Annotated in this window: 13 protein-coding genes; 9 read left to right on the top strand and 4 right to left on the bottom strand. The window is 65.9% G+C overall.

What is annotated here, in order from left to right; all coding sequences use genetic code 11:
- Positions 1 to 54 precede the first annotated feature (54 nt).
- A complete protein-coding gene (locus AAFG13_RS22050) occupies positions 55 to 948 on the top strand; it encodes a YihY/virulence factor BrkB family protein (RefSeq protein WP_212318274.1) in 894 nt (297 codons plus the stop codon).
- Here the strand turns inward: AAFG13_RS22050 and AAFG13_RS22055 are convergent.
- Positions 875 to 2,170, bottom strand: coding sequence for an ATP-binding protein (locus AAFG13_RS22055; protein ID WP_342708188.1), 1,296 nt, complete (start codon positions 2,168 to 2,170; stop codon positions 875 to 877). The two genes, AAFG13_RS22050 and AAFG13_RS22055, sit on opposite strands and share 74 nt — an antisense overlap.
- 327 nt (positions 2,171 to 2,497) lie before the next feature.
- On the bottom strand, positions 2,498 to 3,367 hold the full coding sequence (gene gluQRS / locus AAFG13_RS22060; RefSeq protein WP_342708189.1) for a tRNA glutamyl-Q(34) synthetase GluQRS: 870 nt from the start codon (positions 3,365 to 3,367) through the stop codon (positions 2,498 to 2,500).
- A 201-nt stretch (positions 3,368 to 3,568) separates the two neighbouring features.
- On the opposite strand from gluQRS, the gene AAFG13_RS22065 reads away from it, so the two are divergent.
- Both AAFG13_RS22065 and AAFG13_RS22070 read left to right on the top strand, forming a co-directional pair.
- Positions 3,569 to 4,222 carry a DNA-3-methyladenine glycosylase 2 family protein gene (locus AAFG13_RS22065; protein ID WP_342713373.1) on the top strand — a complete coding sequence of 218 codons (654 nt, stop codon included), beginning with the start codon at positions 3,569 to 3,571 and terminating at the stop codon, positions 4,220 to 4,222.
- 142 nt (positions 4,223 to 4,364) lie between these two features.
- Positions 4,365 to 5,957 (top strand): glycosyl hydrolase family 17 protein, encoded by a 1,593-nt coding sequence (locus AAFG13_RS22070; protein ID WP_342713374.1) that lies wholly within the window; start codon positions 4,365 to 4,367, stop codon positions 5,955 to 5,957.
- A gap of 8 nt (positions 5,958 to 5,965) precedes the next feature.
- On the opposite strand, the gene AAFG13_RS22075 is transcribed toward AAFG13_RS22070, so the two are convergent.
- On the bottom strand, positions 5,966 to 6,853 hold the full coding sequence (locus AAFG13_RS22075) for a LysR family transcriptional regulator (RefSeq protein ID WP_342713375.1): 888 nt from the start codon (positions 6,851 to 6,853) through the stop codon (positions 5,966 to 5,968).
- Positions 6,854 to 7,027: 174 nt separating this feature from the next.
- Here AAFG13_RS22075 and AAFG13_RS22080 point away from each other — a divergent pair, with 174 nt between their 5' ends.
- From AAFG13_RS22080 to AAFG13_RS22100, 5 genes are all read left to right on the top strand, one after another.
- Positions 7,028 to 7,999, top strand: a complete 972-nt coding sequence (locus AAFG13_RS22080; protein ID WP_342708190.1) for a nitronate monooxygenase family protein — start codon at positions 7,028 to 7,030, stop codon at positions 7,997 to 7,999.
- 30 nt (positions 8,000 to 8,029) lie between these two features.
- Positions 8,030 to 9,547, top strand: coding sequence for an acyl-CoA synthetase (locus AAFG13_RS22085; protein ID WP_342708191.1), 1,518 nt, complete (start codon positions 8,030 to 8,032; stop codon positions 9,545 to 9,547).
- A 104-nt stretch (positions 9,548 to 9,651) separates the two neighbouring features.
- Positions 9,652 to 10,737 carry a DUF2855 family protein gene (locus AAFG13_RS22090; RefSeq protein WP_342708192.1) on the top strand — a complete coding sequence of 362 codons (1,086 nt, stop codon included), beginning with the start codon at positions 9,652 to 9,654 and terminating at the stop codon, positions 10,735 to 10,737.
- A gap of 112 nt (positions 10,738 to 10,849) precedes the next feature.
- Entirely contained in the window at positions 10,850 to 12,637 is a 1,788-nt protein-coding gene (locus AAFG13_RS22095; protein ID WP_342708193.1) for an NAD(P)/FAD-dependent oxidoreductase, read from the top strand.
- Positions 12,638 to 12,764: 127 nt separating this feature from the next.
- Positions 12,765 to 13,742, top strand: coding sequence for a peptidyl-alpha-hydroxyglycine alpha-amidating lyase family protein (locus AAFG13_RS22100; protein ID WP_342708194.1), 978 nt, complete (start codon positions 12,765 to 12,767; stop codon positions 13,740 to 13,742).
- Between the two features lie 174 nt (positions 13,743 to 13,916).
- On the opposite strand, the gene AAFG13_RS22105 is transcribed toward AAFG13_RS22100, so the two are convergent.
- Positions 13,917 to 15,677: a chloride channel protein gene (locus AAFG13_RS22105; protein WP_212318290.1), complete on the bottom strand. Its 1,761-nt coding sequence runs from the start codon at positions 15,675 to 15,677 to the stop codon at positions 13,917 to 13,919.
- A gap of 192 nt (positions 15,678 to 15,869) precedes the next feature.
- Here AAFG13_RS22105 and AAFG13_RS22110 point away from each other — a divergent pair, with 192 nt between their 5' ends.
- The gene (locus tag AAFG13_RS22110) at positions 15,870 to 16,427 is read left to right on the top strand and encodes an HNH endonuclease (RefSeq protein ID WP_016845270.1); all 558 of its coding nucleotides are present in this window, start codon (positions 15,870 to 15,872) and stop codon (positions 16,425 to 16,427) included.
- The last annotated feature ends 289 nt before the right edge of the window (positions 16,428 to 16,716 follow it).

Below are 16,716 nucleotides of genomic sequence, written 5' to 3' on the forward strand. Positions count from 1 at the left end.
CAGATGCTGGGTCCGTCCTCGGACCGAGCGGTTTTCGACAATGCCGGGTGGAATGTGAAGCAGCTTCGTTACGTCTACCACGTCGTGATGGATGCCTTTTACACGTTCCTCGCCGACGACGGCTGGGCGATCGCGAGCCACATCGCGCTGTCGACCCTGATGGCGCTGTTTCCGTTCCTGATCGTGCTGACGTCGGTGGCCGGCTTCTTCGGCTCCAACGAGCTTGCCGACCAGGCCGTCGGTCTGTTGCTGCAGGTCTGGCCGCAGCAGGTCGCCGAGGCGCTGTCCGGCCAGATCCACGACGTGCTGACCAACACCCGCGGCGGCATCCTGACCATCGGCGCGGTGCTCGCGGTATACTTCGCCTCCAACGGCGTCGAGGCGCTGCGGGTGGCGCTCAACCGCGCCTATGCCGTGATCGAGCCGCGGCGCTGGTACTGGCTGCGGCTGGAATCGATCGGCTACACGCTGGTCGCGGCGTTCACCTCTCTCGCGATGGCCTTCCTGATCGTGCTCGGGCCGCTGATCATCGAGGCGGCGCGGCGCTATATTCCGTTCTTCGTCGAATCGAACGAGAGCCTGCTCAACACCGCCCGTTACGGCATCACCGTGCTGGCGCTGGTCGTCGCGCTCTTCATCCTGCACGCCTGGCTGCCGGCGGGCCGCCGCGGCTTCACGCAGATCCTGCCCGGCATCATCTTCACCATAGTGGCGTCGCTGATCTCGGGCATCGGCTTCGGCATGTATCTGGCGCGCTTCGCCAACAACTACGTCACGATGTATGCGGGGCTCGCCTCGGTGGTGATCGCGCTGGTGTTCCTGTATTTCATCGCCGCGATCTTCGTGTTCGGCGGCGAGCTGAACGCGGCGATCATCAAGTCGCGGCTGCCGCACGGCGTGCCGCTTCAAGCAGCGCAGTCGCGAGCGCCCGCGGAGAAACAGGTTTGACCAGGAACGCGTCGGCGCCGGCGGCGCGCGCCGCGGCTTCGTCCTCGGCACGCCCGGAAATCCCGACGATCACGATGCGGCCGTGCGGCGGCGGCAGCGCGCGGATGCGCTTGATGGCCTCGACACCGCCGATGCCGGGCAGCACCATATCCATCAGCACGGCATCGAAGGCCCCCTGTCCGAGCCGGTCGGGCGCCCCCTCGCCCTGACCGATGAATTCGGCATGGTGGCCGAGCTCGGTCAGGATCGTGTTGAGCACGACACGGCCGAACGGATTGTCCTCGACGCTGAGCAGCCGCAGCCCCTGCGATGAAGGCACCGCCGCGCCTTCGCTCGAGGACGCACCGGCCGGTCCTGCGGCTGAAGCCAGCACCACGTTGAGCGTGAAGACGGCGCCGCCGCCCTTGCGCTGGGCCACGACGATGTCGCCGCCCATGGCGCGCGCGAGCTGCTTCACCGAGGACAGGCCGAGCCCGGCGCCGCCGAACCGCGCGGCGATCGAGACATTGGCCTGCGAGAACGGCCGGAACAGGCGCTTGACCTCCGATAGCGTCAAGCCGATGCCGCTGTCGGAGATCGCAAAGACAACCCCGATCCTGCCGTCGGCCTTTCTCTTGGCCGCCCCCTTGGCCGCGCGCGCCGGCGCGACGTGCAGCTCGATGCTGCCCTGCTCGGTGAACTTGACGGCGTTGTCGATCAGGTTCTCCAGCGCCGCGCGCAGCCGGACGGGATCGCCGACCGCAAACGCCGGCAACTTGGCGGAGATCTCGACCGAGGCCCGCAATCCCTTGGCTGCCGCGCGTCCGGCCAGCGAATCCCCGGCGTGGCGCGCCAGCGTGCGCAGGTCGAAGAAGTCCTGCCGGATCTCGAGCCCCGGCCCCTCGCTCCGGGCAGCATCGACGAACAGGGTCGCAAGGTTAGCCAGATGCTCGGCGCCGGCCTTGATGGTATCGACCCAGCGCCGCTCGCGCTCGTCGAGATCCGATGTCGCGAGCAGGTTGCTGATCGCGAGGATTCCGGTCAGCGGGGTCCGGACCTCATGGGCAAAGGCGGCAAGCGCAGTCTCGATCAGGTCGGGACCGGCCTTGCGGGAGGCCTTCGGCGCAGTTCGCTTGCGGCCCGGCTTCGCGACCGTCTTGGTGACCGTCTTGGCGACGCTGGTCTTCGACGGCTCGCCCTTGGCTCGCCGCTTGTTGCGCCCTCCGCGCGATACTTTCGCCATGATCTCCGTGACCCCGCCCCGCGGGCAGCATGGCATGCCAGGAGCGGCAGAGTCACGGCGCCCTTTGGGTTTAGCCAAGGCAAGTCAGGATGATGGTAACCAGTCCATCCACCCGCGGTATCTCACCCGCTTGCGGGAAGGGCTGTCGGACATGGCACTTGGCTGACAGCCATATGCGATAGCCTGCCGTCGCAGGGACGCGCCGTCAAAATATCGAAAACAACCCCATGCAAAGTAGCCGGCGGCTACCGGCGTTCGACACGGCAACTTGACACGTCGGGCAAATCAACGGCAGACTTCCATTATTCCGAAATCATGTGCAGCACGCTAGAGCAAGCCGACCAGGCGGCGGATATCGGCCGGGCTCGCACCCTCGGCCCGCAGCTCGCGCAGCCCGGTCGCCCGGGTCGATTTCGACAGCTTTTGGCCGGCGGTGTCCCGGATCAGCGCATGGTGACGATAGGCCGGCACGGGCACGCCAAGCAGCTCCTGCAACAGCCGATGCACGCTGGTCGACCAGAACAGGTCAACGCCCCTGACCACATCGGTGACGCCTTGCAGCGCGTCGTCAATCACGACCGAGAGATGGTAACTGGTTGGGGTCTCCTTGCGCGCCAGGATCACGTCGCCCCAGGCCTCCGGCCGGGCCGCCACGTCCCCGGTCTCGCCGGCCGGTCCCTCGCCGGCCTCCTGCCAGCGCAGGCCGCCGGCGCGCGCGCATGCCGCCGCCATGTCGAGCCGCAGCGCGAACGGCGCGCCCTGCCCGATCAGCCGGTCTCGCTGCTCGGCCGAGAGCGATTTCGCCGTTCCCGGATAGAGCGGCGCGCCATCCGGATCGCGCGGCCACGCGCTGGCGGACTCGCGGTCCGCGACCAGCCGCGCGATGTCGGCGCGGCTCTCGAAGCTCGGATAGACCAGCCGCTCGGCCGCCAGACGATCGATCGCCGCGCCATAGGCGGCAAAATGCTCCGACTGCCGCCGCACCCGGGTCTCCCAGGCGATGCCGAGCCAGGCCAGATCCTCGTAGATCGCCTGCTCGAACTCGACCCGGCAGCGCGTCGCGTCGATGTCCTCGATCCGCAGCAGGAAGCGTCCGCCCGAATCGCGCGCCAGATCGTGGTTGAGCAGCGCCGAATAGGCGTGGCCGAGATGGAGGTAGCCATTCGGACTCGGTGCGAAACGGAAAACGGGTGGCATGGCGTTCGATCGCAGGTCATTGCCGGGCTCGACCCGGCGATCCTTGTTTGGGCATGATCTTCGCGCAAACGCCTGGCGTTTGTCGCGAAGCAAAACCGGTTTCCACTTTTCCGGACCATGCGGCTGGACAAGACTCTGTTACGATAGGAGATGGATACGCGGGTCAAGCCCGCGCATGACAAGCCGAATGCAGATCCCGCAATGCTGATCCATCTCGAAACCCAGGCCGACCTTGACGAGGCGATCCAGAAGCTGGTCGACCAGGATCGCCGGCTGCGCCCGATCCTCGAACTGACCGGCATGCCGGCCATCCGGCAGCGCGAGCCGGGGTTTGCGGGGCTTGCCGCGATCGTCTGCGGCCAGCAGCTGTCGACCGCGAGTGCTGCCGCGATATGGGGCCGCGTCAGCCAGGCATTCGACCCGTTCCACCATGATGCGATCCGCAAGGCGCGGGCCGACCGGCTCGGCCGGCTCGGGCTCTCCGCGGCCAAGATCAAGACGCTGAAGCACATCGCGCGCGAGCTCGCCGAGGAGCGGCTGAACCTCGACGTGCTCGCCAACGAAGAGGCCGATGCCGCGCACAACACGCTGACCGCGCTGCCCGGGATCGGCCCGTGGACCGCCGACGTTTATCTCTTGTTCTGCCTCGGCCATGGCGATGCGTGGCCGGCCGGCGACCTCGCCGTCCAGGAAGCGGTCAAGGTCGGGCTCGGGCTGAAGGAACGGCCGACGCCGAAGCAGATGGCACCGCTTGCCGAGCCGTGGCGTCCGCTGCGCGGCGCCGCCGCGCATCTGTGGTGGGCATATTATCGCGTACTCAGGAATCGCGAAGGCGTGATCGCCGGCGCGAAGTAGGTCGTCGAGAAAACATTCCAACTGCGTGAACGCGTGTTATAGCATCAACAGACGAATACTCATTCAATTTGCCGGCCTCGCCCATTTTGCCCAGCACATCCTTCCTGCAAGGAGGACGGACCTGGTTTCACTTCGCACTCCGCTGACGCTTCTCCTGATATCCCTCGGGGCTATCGCCGCGGCGTGGTGGTGGCTGGGCATCCCGGTCAGCCTGGTGCGCGCTCCGATCGATCCGAGCGATAAAGTCCAGTGCATCTCCTACGCCCCGTTCCGCAACAATCAGACATCACTTGCTCCCGCGACGCAGGTCACACCGGAACAGATCGCGGAAGATCTCGCGCAACTCGCGAAGATATCCGACTGCATCCGCACCTATGCGACCGATCTCGGTCTCGATCAGATTCCCGGGCTCGCAGCCAAGGCGGGGCTGAAAGTCATTCAGGGCATTTTCCTCGATCGGGACCGAAAGAAGAATGCAACGCAGGTCGAAACGGCGATACGCCTCGCCAAGGAATATCCCGACACGATCATCGCGCTCGTGGTCGGCAACGAGGTTTTGCTGCGCAAGGAAATGTCGCCGTCCGACCTCGCCACCATGATCCGCTCGATCAAGGCGCAGGTTAGCGTTCCCGTCACCTATGCCGACGTCTGGGAGTTCTGGCTGAGCAATCGCGAACTTTCCGACGCCGTCGACTTCATCACGATTCACATCCTGCCGTACTGGGAGAACATCCCGATCCCCGCGGAACGTGCCGCTGCCCACGCTGACGAGATGCGCCGGCAGATCGCGGCGGTTTTTCCGGGCAAGGAAATCTTTATCGGAGAAGTAGGCTGGCCGAGCGAGGGGCGCATGCGCGAGTCTGCGCTGCCGTCACGCGTCAATCAGGCGCGGGTGGTCTCGGAAGTGCTCGACCTCGCCCGGCGTGAGCATTTCCGCGTCAACCTGTTCGAGGCGTACGATGAAGGATGGAAGCGCGAGATCGAGGGCACGGTCGGCGGCTCCTGGGGCCTGTTCGATTCCGAAGAGCGAACACTGAAGTATCCGGCTGGCCTGCCGATCAGCAATTTTCCGTTCTGGAAACTGCAAATGTGCAGCGGAATGGCGTTGGCGATCCTGGTGTTCGGCGCGGCATGGCTGACCTTGCGCCGCAAGCCGAGGGAGCCAAAGGAAGCAAGGCTCGTGTCATGGCTTGCGGTTGGACTCTCTGCGACCACAGCCGGAATCCTGTTCGGGGTCGCCGCGCAGCGACTGGTCTATGAAAGCTACGGCACCGGAGGCTGGCTTGTGTGGGGCTCGCTTCTTGTGGCGGCAACGGCCTCGCCGGTGTTCGGCGCCAACGCCCTGATGTCGGGCCGCGCACCGCCCAGCTTTGCCGAATTGCTGGGTCCGAGGGGCTACCACACTGAATCGATACTGGTGACGATGCACGGATTGGCCTTGATGGTCACCGCCGTGATCGGCACAGCGACAGCACTCGGCCTTATCTTCGACCCGCGCTTCATCGATTTTCCGTTCGCGCCCCTCACGATGGCGGCGGTGCCCTTTGCAGCCTTGACGCTGCTCAATCCTCCCGGGAAGGGAAACCGCCCTCTGGCGGAATCGATATTTGCCGGCATTTTCCTTGCAGCCGCAATCTACACAGGGCTCAACGAAGGGCCAGAGAATTGGCAGTCGCTGTGGACTTGCGCTGCCTTCATGTTGCTCGCGGTAACGTTATGGCGGGCCCGCGCCTGAAAACACAGCTAACCGCGCAGCCTGACGCGGTCCTCGCGCGCGCAATCGGTGACGAAGCCGATGACGGCGCGCAATGAGGGGAGCTCGACCAGATCGGGATGGGCGAGCAGCCAGAGATCGGAGAGGCTCGACAGCTTTTGCGGAGCGACCCGAACCAGATCGGGATAGTCGGCCCCGACCAGACAGGACAGCGCGCAAATCCCGAGCCCGGCGCGCGCCGCCGCAAGCATGTCGCCCTGCGAGGAGCAGCGCATCACCAGCGTGCCCTGCCGCGTGATGACATCGCTCCACCGCGCCAGCCGCGCATTCGAGGCCTGGTCGGCAAATCCGATCACGCTGTGCCCCCGCCACTCGTCCGGCCGCTCCGGCAGCTTGCGTCCAGCGGCATAACCGCGTGACGCGTAGAAGCCGGCGCCGAGCCGTCCGATCTTGCGCCCGATCAGGTTCTCGTCGCCGGCATCGACCGGCCGCAGCACAACGTCGGCCTCGCGACGCCGGACGCTCGCCGGAAACGGATGGGTGATGATCTCGAGCTGGATATTGGCGTGATCGTGCAGGAACGGCCCGAGGCGCGGCATCAGCCAATGCGCCGCCAGCGTCGCGCCGATCGACAGCTTCACGACGCCGCGGGCCTGCGCACCGGTGGCGGACGCTGCGGCCTCCGCGCGCAGGGCCGCAGCCGCCATCACCTCGGTGTGCTCGCGGAACTTGCGGCCATGCGATGTCAGCGACAGGCCGTCATTCGAACGGGCGAACAGGCGGGTCCCGAGCTGCTTCTCGAGCGCCGCGACGTTGCGCCCGACGGTGGGGTGGCTGATGCGCAGCCGCCGCGCCGCCCCGGCAAAGCTGCGCGTCTCAGCCACGGCGACGAACGTCTTGCAAAGCTCCCAGTCCATGCCGCCGCCCGCGCCTTTGTTCATTTCTGGCCAATCAGCTGTTCAATATTGAACGTCATGACGCAGCCGTCCAGCCTTATATTGCCGCGCCAAGGGAGCCGCCGCTCCAGCCATCACAACAAATCGCGATCCGCCCCGGCACCGGCCGGGCGGCGCGCATGGAGGATCCGAACAATGTCGCTGCCCGCCTCGCTCGCCAACCGGCTTGAACTGCCGGTCGTCGGTTCTCCGCTGTTCATCGTCTCGGGGCCCGAGCTCGTGATCGCGCAGTGCAAGGCCGGCATCGTCGGCTCATTCCCGGCACTCAACGCCCGCCCGGTCGAGAAGCTCGACGAATGGCTGACCCAGATCGAGAACGAGCTCGGCGAGTACCAGGCACAGCATCCGGAGAAGAAGGTCGCCCCTTACGCGGTCAACCAGATCTGCCACGCCTCCAACGACCGGCTGATGCACGACATGGAAACCTGCGTGAAGCACAAGGTGCCCATCATCATTACCTCGCTGCGTCCGCCGTCCGAAATCGTCGAAGCCGCGCATTCCTATGGCGGCGTGGTGTTCCACGACGTCATCAACGTGAAGCACGCCCGCAAGGCCGCCGAGCAGGGCGTCGACGGGTTGATCCTGGTCTGCGCCGGCGCGGGTGGCCATGCCGGCACGCTGTCGCCGTTCGCACTGGTGCGCGAGGTCAAGCAGTGGTTCAACGGCACCATCCTGCTGTCGGGCGCGATCTCGGACGGCTGGAGCATCGCGTCGGCGCTGGCGCTCGGCGCCGACCTCGCTTATGTGGGCACCCGCTTCATCGCGACCGAGGAAGCCAATGCCGACATCAGGTACAAGCAGGCGCTGACCGAATACGCCGCGCACGACATCGTGTATTCGAACCTGTTCACCGGCGTGCACGGCAACTATCTCGGACCGTCGATCGCAGCGGCAGGACTCGATCCGGGCAATCTGCCGGTCGCCGACAAGTCCAAGATGAATTTCGGCTCCGGCGGCAACACGAAGGCCAAGGCCTGGCGCGACATCTGGGGCTCGGGCCAGGGCATCGGCCAGATCACCGACGCCCCGCCGGTCGCCGAACTGGTGTCGCGGCTGAAGGCGGAGTTCACCGCGGCGCGTAGCGACTTCTTGCGGGCCAGTGCCTGACGCCTGCATGATCGTCTGGAGGAATCGGCCATGATCATCAGCGGCGACAGGCAGATCAGCTATAGCGACATTCACGCCCGTATCGCGCGGGCGGCGACCGGCTTCCGCGCGCTCGGCGTTCAGGGCGGCAAGCCGGTCGGCATGATGCTACGCAACGATTTCGCGCTGTTCGAGGTGGTCGCGGCCGCAGCCGCGCTCGGCAGCCCGGTGGTGCCGATCAACTGGCATCTGAAGGCCGACGAGGTCGCCTACATCTTGTCCGACAGCGGCGCCGACACGCTGGTCTGCCACGCCGATCTGCTGCCGCAGATCCGCGACGGGTTGCCGCCGGGGATCAAGCTCCTGGTGGTGACGACGCCGCCGGAGATCGCCGCAGCCTATGGCGTGGCGCCGGAACTCACGCGCGTGCCCGACGGCGTCGCCGACTGGGACCAATGGCGCGACACCCATGCGCCGCTGACCGACGCCCCACTCGGCGCCGCGCCGATGTTCTACACCTCGGGCACGACCGGACTGCCGAAGGGCGTGCGGCGCAAGCCGATGCGTCCCGAGCAGCTGCCGGCGGCGGCCCGCATCGGCGCCATCACCTACGGCGTCAAGCCTGACGAAGATCAGGTGATCCTGATGAACGGGCCGATGTACCATTCGGCGCCGCATTCCTACGGCATGCTCGCGTTCCGCAATGGCTGCAGCATCGTGCTCGAACCGCGTTTCGATCCCGAGGATCTGCTGCAACTGATCGAGCGTCACCGCGTCACCCACATGCATATGGTGCCGACCATGTTCGTGCGGCTGCTGCGCCTGCCGGAAGAGACACGGCGCCGCTACGACCTGTCGTCGCTGCGCTTCATCGTGCACGGCGCGGCGCCCTGCCCGGTCGACGTCAAGCGCGCGATGATCGAGTGGTGGGGACCGGTCATCAACGAATATCTCGGCTCGACCGAGACCGGCATCCCGGTCTGGCATTCGTCGGCCGAGGCGCTGGCCAAGCCCGGCACCGTCGGCCGCGCCATCGAGGGCGGCATCGTCAAGATCTTCCGGCCCGACGGGACGCAATGCGACGTCGACGAGCCCGGCGAGATCTTCATGCGCCAAACGTTGATCTCGGACTTCGACTATCACGGCAACGCCAAGGCACGCGCCGAGGCCGATCACGACGGCCTGATCAGCGTCGGCGATGTCGGCTATCTCGACGCTGACGGCTATCTGTTCCTGTGCGACCGCAAGCGCGATATGGTGATCTCGGGCGGCGTCAACATCTACCCCGCGGAGATCGAGAATACCCTGATCGGCATGGCAGGCGTCCGCGACTGCGCCGTATTCGGCGTGCCCGACGACGAGTATGGCGAGCGGCTGTTCGCCTGCGTCGAGCCGGAAGCGGACAGCACGCTGTCGGTCGCGGCGATCCAGGATTTCCTGCGCGGCAAGCTCGCCAATTTCAAGGTGCCGAGGGACATCCGCTTCTTGGACGCGCTGCCGCGCGAGGCCACCGGCAAGATCTTCAAGCGCAAGCTGCGCGATCTCTACCGCGAAGGGCAGCTTCGCTAACCAAGGTGACGGTGAGGCGAACGGCGTTTGAAACTTAGTTGCTGTTGCAAAAGGCCGGCGATCGACGCAACGATGCCGGCGCATCTGACGCCGGGATCATCGCCATGAACTCCACCGACTTCATCGTCATCCGCAACGACCTGCAGCAATGCAAGGTAATCGAGACGCAGCTGCCCGACGCCGCGGCGCTGCCGGCCGATGCGCTGCTGGTGAAGGTGACCCGCTTCGCCTTCACCGCCAACAACATCACCTACGCCGTGATCGGCGAGCAGCTGAAATACTGGCACCTGTTCCCGGCGCCCGACGGGTACGGCATTATCCCCGTGTGGGGCTTCGGCGAGGTGCTGGCCTCGAAGCATCCCGCGGTGGCAGCCGGCGAAACGCTGTTCGGCTATTTCCCGATGGCGACCCATCTGGTGATCGAGGCGGCCGATGTCAGCAAGCGTGGCCTGCGCGACGGCGCCGCGCACCGGCAGGAGGTCTCGCCGGTCTACAACGCCTATGCCCGCGTCTCCGGCGATCCGACCTATGCCGGCCAGCAGGGCGATTTCCGCGCATTGCTGCTGCCGTTGTTCATGCTCTCGTTCCTGGTCGACGACTTCCTGGCCGAGAACGAGTTCTACGGTGCACGCCGCGTCATCCTGTCGTCGGCCTCGAGCAAGACCGCGTTCGGGCTCGCCCATCTCCTGCACAAACGAGGTATCCGGGTGATCGGGCTGACCTCGAAGGGCAATGTCGATTTCGTCACCTCGCTCGGCTGCTACGACGAGGTCGTCACCTATGACCAGGTCACCGCGATCCCGGCGGCCGAGGCTGTGGCCTATGTCGACATGGCCGGCAACAGCGCGCTACGCGAGACGCTGCACCGGCACTTCGGTGCGCAGATGGTCTATTCGGGCCGGGTCGGGCTCACCCATCGTGCGAGCGAGCCGGACGAGCCGACGCTGCCCGGCGCCAAGCCGGTGTGGTTCTTCGCACCGGACCAGATCCGCAAGCGCGCCAAGGAATGGGGTCCCGGCGGCATCGACCAGCGTTTCGGCGCCGCATGGACGGAGCTCGTGCCGCGTCTGCCCGACTGGCTCGATGTCGTCGAGCGGCGGGGCCCGGCCGCGGTGCGCGAGGCCTATCTCGATACCCTGCAGGGCCGCGTTCCGCCGGATCAAGGCCTGATCCTGTCGCTGGCCGAATAGGCGATATCCCGTCGCGCCCTTTCTGCGGCCTCACCAATGGGTATAGGCTTGCGGGCAAGGGAACGCCGCCAAGAAAACGTCACCAAGGGCGGCCGATGACGAGAAACGCTCAATGCTCGACAAGACGGACGATATTTCGGTCGCCGCCGACAATTGGCTTGTGCAGTTCGAGGATGCGCTGGCGGGCCCCGACGATGTGCTGCTGAAGCCGCTGTTCCATCCCGAGAGCTATTGGCGCGACGTGCTGGCGCTGAGCTGGAACATCCAGACCGTCAACCGCGCCTTCGCCATCGTCGAGGAGCTGCCCGCGCATGCCCGTCGCAGCGCACCGCATGATTTCCGCATCGATGCCGAGCGCGCGCCGCCCCGCCGGGTGATGCGCGCCGGCACGAACGCGATCGAGGCGATCTTCAAGTTCGAGACCGCTGTCGGCCGCGGCTACGGCATCGTGCGGCTGATCCCTGACGCCGCCGACGGCGATCGGCTGAAGGCCTGGACGTTGCTGACCGCGCTGGAGGAACTGAAGGGATTCGAGGAGCAGCAGGGAAACACACGACCGCGTGGACAGGCCTATTCGCGCGATTTCCGCGGACCCAACTGGCTCGACCTGCGCAAGGCGGCCGCCGAATATGCCGACCACGATCCCGACGTGCTGGTGGTCGGCGGCGGACAGGCCGGGCTTGCGATCGCCGCCCGGCTGCAACAGCTCAAGATCGATGCGCTGATCGTCGACCGCGAGGCGCGCGTCGGCGACAATTGGCGCAAGCGCTACCACGCGCTCACCCTGCACAACCAGGTGCAGGTCAATCATTTGCCCTACATGCCGTTCCCGCCGAACTGGCCGACCTACATCCCGAAGGACAAGCTCGCCAACTGGTTCGAATCCTATGTCGATGCCATGGAGCTTAACTTCTGGACCGGAACGGAATTCGTCGGCGGCAGCTATGACGACGCACAGGGACGCTGGACCATCGAGCTGCGCCGCACCGACGGCACGACGCGGAAACTGCAGCCGCGCCATGTCGTGATGGCGACCGGCGTCAGCGGCATTCCGAGCGTGCCTGATATCCCCGGCTTGAAGACTTTCTCCGGCAAGGTGCTGCATTCGAGCGGCTATGAAGACGGCGAACATTGGGCAGGCAAGCGCGCGCTGGTGATCGGCACCGGTAATAGCGGCCACGACATCGCGCAGGATTTGCACTCCTCCGGCGCCGAGGTCACGTTGGTGCAGCGCTCCTCGACCCTGATCACCAATATCGAGCCCTCCGCGCAGCTGGCCTATGCCGCCTACAATGAAGGCTCGCTCGAAGACAACGATTTGATCGCGACCTCGATGCCGCTGGCGCTCGCCAAACGCAGCCACGTGCTGATGACCGAGCAGTCGAAGGAGCTCGATAGACCGCTGCTCGACGGTCTCGCGCGCAAGGGCTTCAAGCTCGATTTCGGCGACGGCGGCACGGGCTGGCAGTTCAAGTACCTGACCCGCGGCGGCGGCTATTACTTCAACGTCGGCTGCTCCGATCTCGTCGCGAGCGGCGCGATCGCCCTGAAGCAATTTGCCGACATCGAGACCTTCGTGCGCGAAGGCGCGCGGCTGAAGAGCGGCGACACGGTTGCCGCCGACCTGATCGTGCTCGCGACCGGCTACCGGCCGCAGGAAGAGCTGGTGAAGAGGCTGTTCGGCGAGGTGATGGCCGCGCGGGTCGGCCCGATCTGGGGTTTTGGCGACGGCCAGGAGCTGCGCAACATGTATACGCGCACGCCGCAGCCCGGCCTGTGGTTCATCGCCGGCAGCCTCGCGCAATGCCGCATCAACTCGCGTTATCTGGCGCTGCAGATCAAGGCGATTGAGGAAGGCCTGTTGCCGCGCGATGTCGGGCCGGTGGCGAGGCTAATGTAGTCAGCCGTCATTCCGGGGCGCGCGTAGCGCGAACCCGGAATCCATTGGGCCACAATCTCTGCGGACGAATGGATTTCGGGCCTGCGCTTCGCGCATCCCGGAATGACGAGAAGAAAGAGGACGAGCAATGCCAACCATCCTCGGCACCGGCGAGCACCGCTATCGCGTGGTGGAGAACTTCGCAAAACTCCCCGACGGCTGGAGCCTGACGGATGTCGCCTCCGTCGCGGTCGACAGCAAGGACCGTGTCTATGTGTTCAACCGCGGCGAACATCCGATGGTGGTGCTCGACCGCGAGGGAAACTTCATCCGGAGCTGGGGCGAAGGCGTGTTCGCACGCGCCCACGGCCTGCATATCGATGCCGACGACAATCTCTATTGCACCGACGACGGCGACCACACCGTGCGCAAGTGCTCGACCGACGGCAAGGTGCTGCTGACGATCGGCATCCCGAACAAGCCGGCGCCGTTCATGAGCGGCGAGCCGTTCCATCGCTGCACCCACACCGCGCTGTCGCCGAACGGCGAGATCTATGTCTCGGACGGCTATGGCAATGCCTGCGTCCACAAATACTCGCCGGACGGCAGGCTGATCAAAACCTGGGGCGAGCCCGGCACCGATCCCGGCCAGTTCAACATCGTGCACAACATCGCGACCGACGCCGACGGCTGGGTCTATGTCGCCGACCGCGAGAATCACCGTGTGCAGGTGTTCGACGGCAACGGCAGATACGAGACGCAGTGGAACAATCTGCACCGGCCCTGCGCGTTGTGCTGCTGCGGTGGCGGCAAGCAGCCGAACTTCGTGATCGGCGAGCTCGGCCCCGGCATGGCGGTCAACCGCAAGGTGCCCAATCTCGGCCCGCGGCTGTCGATCGTGGATCACACCGGCAAGCGCATCGCCCGGCTCGGCGGCGAGCACGGCCCCGGCGTCGAGACCGGCAAATTCCTGGCGCCGCACGGCATCGCGCTGGACTCGCGCGGCGACATCTATGTCGGCGAAGTCGGCGTCACCGACTGGAAGACCAGCTTTCCGGATACCGAGGTGCCGGCCGCGGTGCGCCTGACGCGGTGCCTGCAGAAGCTGGAGCGGGTGACAGTGTAGTTTTAGCGTATCGAAGCGATCCCTCTAACCCGTCACCCTGAGGCGCGAGCGGAGCGAGCCTCGAAGGGTCGACGGCCCGGCTGGTGGCCGTGCATCCTTCGAGGCTCGCTCCGCTCGCGCCTCAGGATGACGGATCAAATAGCGAGCACCACACGATGATCACGCCCGCCGCAATCAAATCTCGCCGATCACCTCGCGGCGGCGCTGCTCGGATTCTTCCGCATAGCGCCGCATCGCGTGCGCTTCGGTGAGCAGGCCGATCGGGCGCCGGTCGCCATCGTCCTCGACCACCGCGAGCGATTCCGCTTCGGCGGCGTCGAACACCGCGATCGCCTCCTGCACGTTCATGGCAGGATGCAGCACCACGTCGGCGTAGCGCAGGATGGCGGCAAGCCCCTTGTCGGCCTCGAGATCGGGCGCGTGCGCCTCCGCGACCAGCGCGAGCCCGGCATAACGTCCCTCGCCGTCGATCGCGACGACCTGGGTCTTCGAGCCGGGAGGGAATTCCTCGCGAAACGCCTCGATCGGCATCGCGGCGTTCACCGTCGTCATGTCCTGCCGCATCATCTTGCCGACCGTGAGATCGCGGATCCAGCCGATATCGGCGGCGCTGCGGATGGTCTCGCCGCGCAGATGCAGCCGCCAGGTCGCGAACGAATAGCCGAACAACTCGCGCGTGATCGTGGTCGAGATGATGACCGCGACCAGCACCGCGGTGGTGAGCCAGAGATTGCCGGTGGATTCCAGCGCGATGAACGACATCGTCAATGGACCGCCGATCACCGAGGCCGACAGCGCGCTCATGCCGATCACGGCATAGGCGTTGGGATCGAGATTGAGCCCCGGCCACACGATGTCGACGCCGGCCGCAAACAGCCGGCCGCCGAGCGCGCCCATGAACAGCGTCGCGAAGAACAATCCGCCGCGGAAGCCCGAACCGAGCGAGACGATCGAGGCCACCGCCTTCAGCGCGAACACGCCGGCGATGAAGGTGAGCGGCATCGCCACGATGCCGGCGAAGCGCAGCGCGCCATGGCCCGACGACATCACCTGCGGCGTCAGCAGCGCCATGGCGCCGACCGCAAGCCCGCCCAGCGCCGGCCGCAGCGGCGGCCAGAGCCGGGTCTTGGCGAGCAGCGTCTCGCACAGCGCCACCCCGCGCATGATCGCAATCCCGGTCAGGGCCGCGACCACGCCGAGCAGCGCGGCGATCGCAAGATCCCGCCCGAGCACGTCGCCGACGGTTCCGACGCCGACGCCGAGCGGCAGCGGCTCGAAGGCATGGGCGACGAAATAGCCGGCCACCGCCGCCACACCGACCGGGGTCAGGCTCGCCGGCGTATAGCCGCCGATCACAAGTTCGAAAGCGTAGAACGCGCCCGCCAGCGGCGCGCTGAAGGCCCCCGCGATCGCCGCCGCCGCGCCGCAGCCGACCATGATTCGCTGGTCGTTGCGGCGGAGATGAAAGCCGCGGCCCAGCGAGGCGGCCAGGCCGCTCGAAAGCTGGGTGTAGCCGGCCTCAAGCCCGACCGAGCCCCCGACGCCGCTCGACCAGATCGTCTGCAGCGCCACGATCACGCTGCCGCGGAACGACATCCGGCCGCCATAAAGCGCGTTGGCCTCGATCGGGTCGATTTCCCGGGCCGGCCGGACCCTGAGCAGCAGCAGGAACGCTACTCCAAGCACCAGCCCGCCAACCGTGGGAACCACGAGGGCGCGCACGGGATCGATGCTGGGCTGGCTCGACAGCCGATCGCCCAGCGGCAGATTGAACAGCACCGAATGCAGCACCGTGACGAGGCCGCTCATGACCGCCACCACGAGGCCGCCAATGGCGCCGATCAGCAGCGCCAGCACCACGAGGCTCGTCTCGTGCGCACGCACAAATGCGCGCAACCGGCGCGGCGCCTCGAGATAGCTTGTGGTCGTGGTCATCGGCAGGGTCCGTCACTGGCCGACAGGGCCTTGCGGCTCCCTTTACGGGCCTCGCGGGCGGGAGGCAATCGGGGCAGGAACATGGCAGGGCATGGCGGATAAGCCGCTCATTGCTCTTCACAATCCCGTCACGCTGCCTGTAGTATGTGAGTGCATGCTGCTTCGCAGCTAATGGGAGATCAGGAGCGTTATTTGAACGCACATGTCTCGCAAGGCGGTTGGCCGGTGCTGGTCTTGAATGCGGACTTCCGGCCGCTGAGTTATTACCCGCTGTCGCTCTGGTCCTGGCAGGACGCGATCAAGGCGGTGTTCCTCGATCGTGTCAACATCGTCGAATATTACGACCGAGCGGTACGAAGTCCTTCCTTCGAAATCCAGCTGCCGAGCGTCGTCTCCCTCAAATCCTTCGTCAAGCCGACCACCCACCCCGCCTTCACCCGGTTCAACGTTTTCCTTCGCGACCGATTCAGCTGCCAATATTGCCTGTCGGGCGACGACCTCACCTTCGATCACATCATTCCGCGCAGCAAGGGTGGCCAGACCACCTGGGAGAACGTCGTCGCCGCCTGCTCGCCGTGCAATCTGCGCAAGGGCAATCTGACGCCGCAACAGGCCAAGATGTTCCCGAAGCAGACGCCCTATGCACCGACCGTGCATCAGCTGCACCGCAACGGCCGGCTGTTCCCGCCGAACTATCTGCACGAGAGCTGGCTCGATTATCTCTACTGGGATACTGAGCTCGATCCGTAAGACGCGGCGGTGTCGTCTAATATTATTCGCGCGTTGTGAAGCTTCGCCCGGAGCACGATCACGTCCTCCGGATTCTGCTCGCTGCCGCGCGGCATACCGAGCTCAAGGACAGGCAATGTTGCTCGCCGGTCTGTCGACCGATCGATCCGAGAGCTTGTCGTACGAATAGCTCGGTTGGCTGGTCGGCCTGGCGGCGCAGAACACCAGACTCGGCGCGCTCACGATCCGCGCGATCGAAGACGGTTCTGGCGCGATGATTAGCTGCTTTGTCTATTATGCATCTGCGGGG

The organism is Bradyrhizobium sp. B124 (genome assembly GCF_038967635.1).
Taxonomy (GTDB): Bacteria; Pseudomonadota; Alphaproteobacteria; order Rhizobiales; family Xanthobacteraceae; genus Bradyrhizobium.

Excerpts from the sequence above, each read along its gene's own strand:
- AAFG13_RS22090 (WP_342708192.1), top strand. The coding sequence starts at position 9,652 with ATGAACTCCACCGACTTCATCGTCATCCGCAACGACCTGCAGCAATGC.
- AAFG13_RS22085 (WP_342708191.1), top strand. The coding sequence starts at position 8,030 with ATGATCATCAGCGGCGACAGGCAGATCAGCTATAGCGACATTCACGCC.
- AAFG13_RS22075 (WP_342713375.1), bottom strand. The coding sequence starts at position 6,853 with ATGGACTGGGAGCTTTGCAAGACGTTCGTCGCCGTGGCTGAGACGCGC.
- AAFG13_RS22105 (WP_212318290.1), bottom strand. The coding sequence starts at position 15,677 with ATGACCACGACCACAAGCTATCTCGAGGCGCCGCGCCGGTTGCGCGCA.
- AAFG13_RS22065 (WP_342713373.1), top strand. The coding sequence starts at position 3,569 with ATGCTGATCCATCTCGAAACCCAGGCCGACCTTGACGAGGCGATCCAG.
- AAFG13_RS22100 (WP_342708194.1), top strand. The coding sequence starts at position 12,765 with ATGCCAACCATCCTCGGCACCGGCGAGCACCGCTATCGCGTGGTGGAG.
- gluQRS (WP_342708189.1), bottom strand. The coding sequence starts at position 3,367 with ATGCCACCCGTTTTCCGTTTCGCACCGAGTCCGAATGGCTACCTCCAT.
- AAFG13_RS22080 (WP_342708190.1), top strand. The coding sequence starts at position 7,028 with ATGTCGCTGCCCGCCTCGCTCGCCAACCGGCTTGAACTGCCGGTCGTC.
- AAFG13_RS22095 (WP_342708193.1), top strand. The coding sequence starts at position 10,850 with ATGCTCGACAAGACGGACGATATTTCGGTCGCCGCCGACAATTGGCTT.
- AAFG13_RS22055 (WP_342708188.1), bottom strand. The coding sequence starts at position 2,170 with ATGGCGAAAGTATCGCGCGGAGGGCGCAACAAGCGGCGAGCCAAGGGC.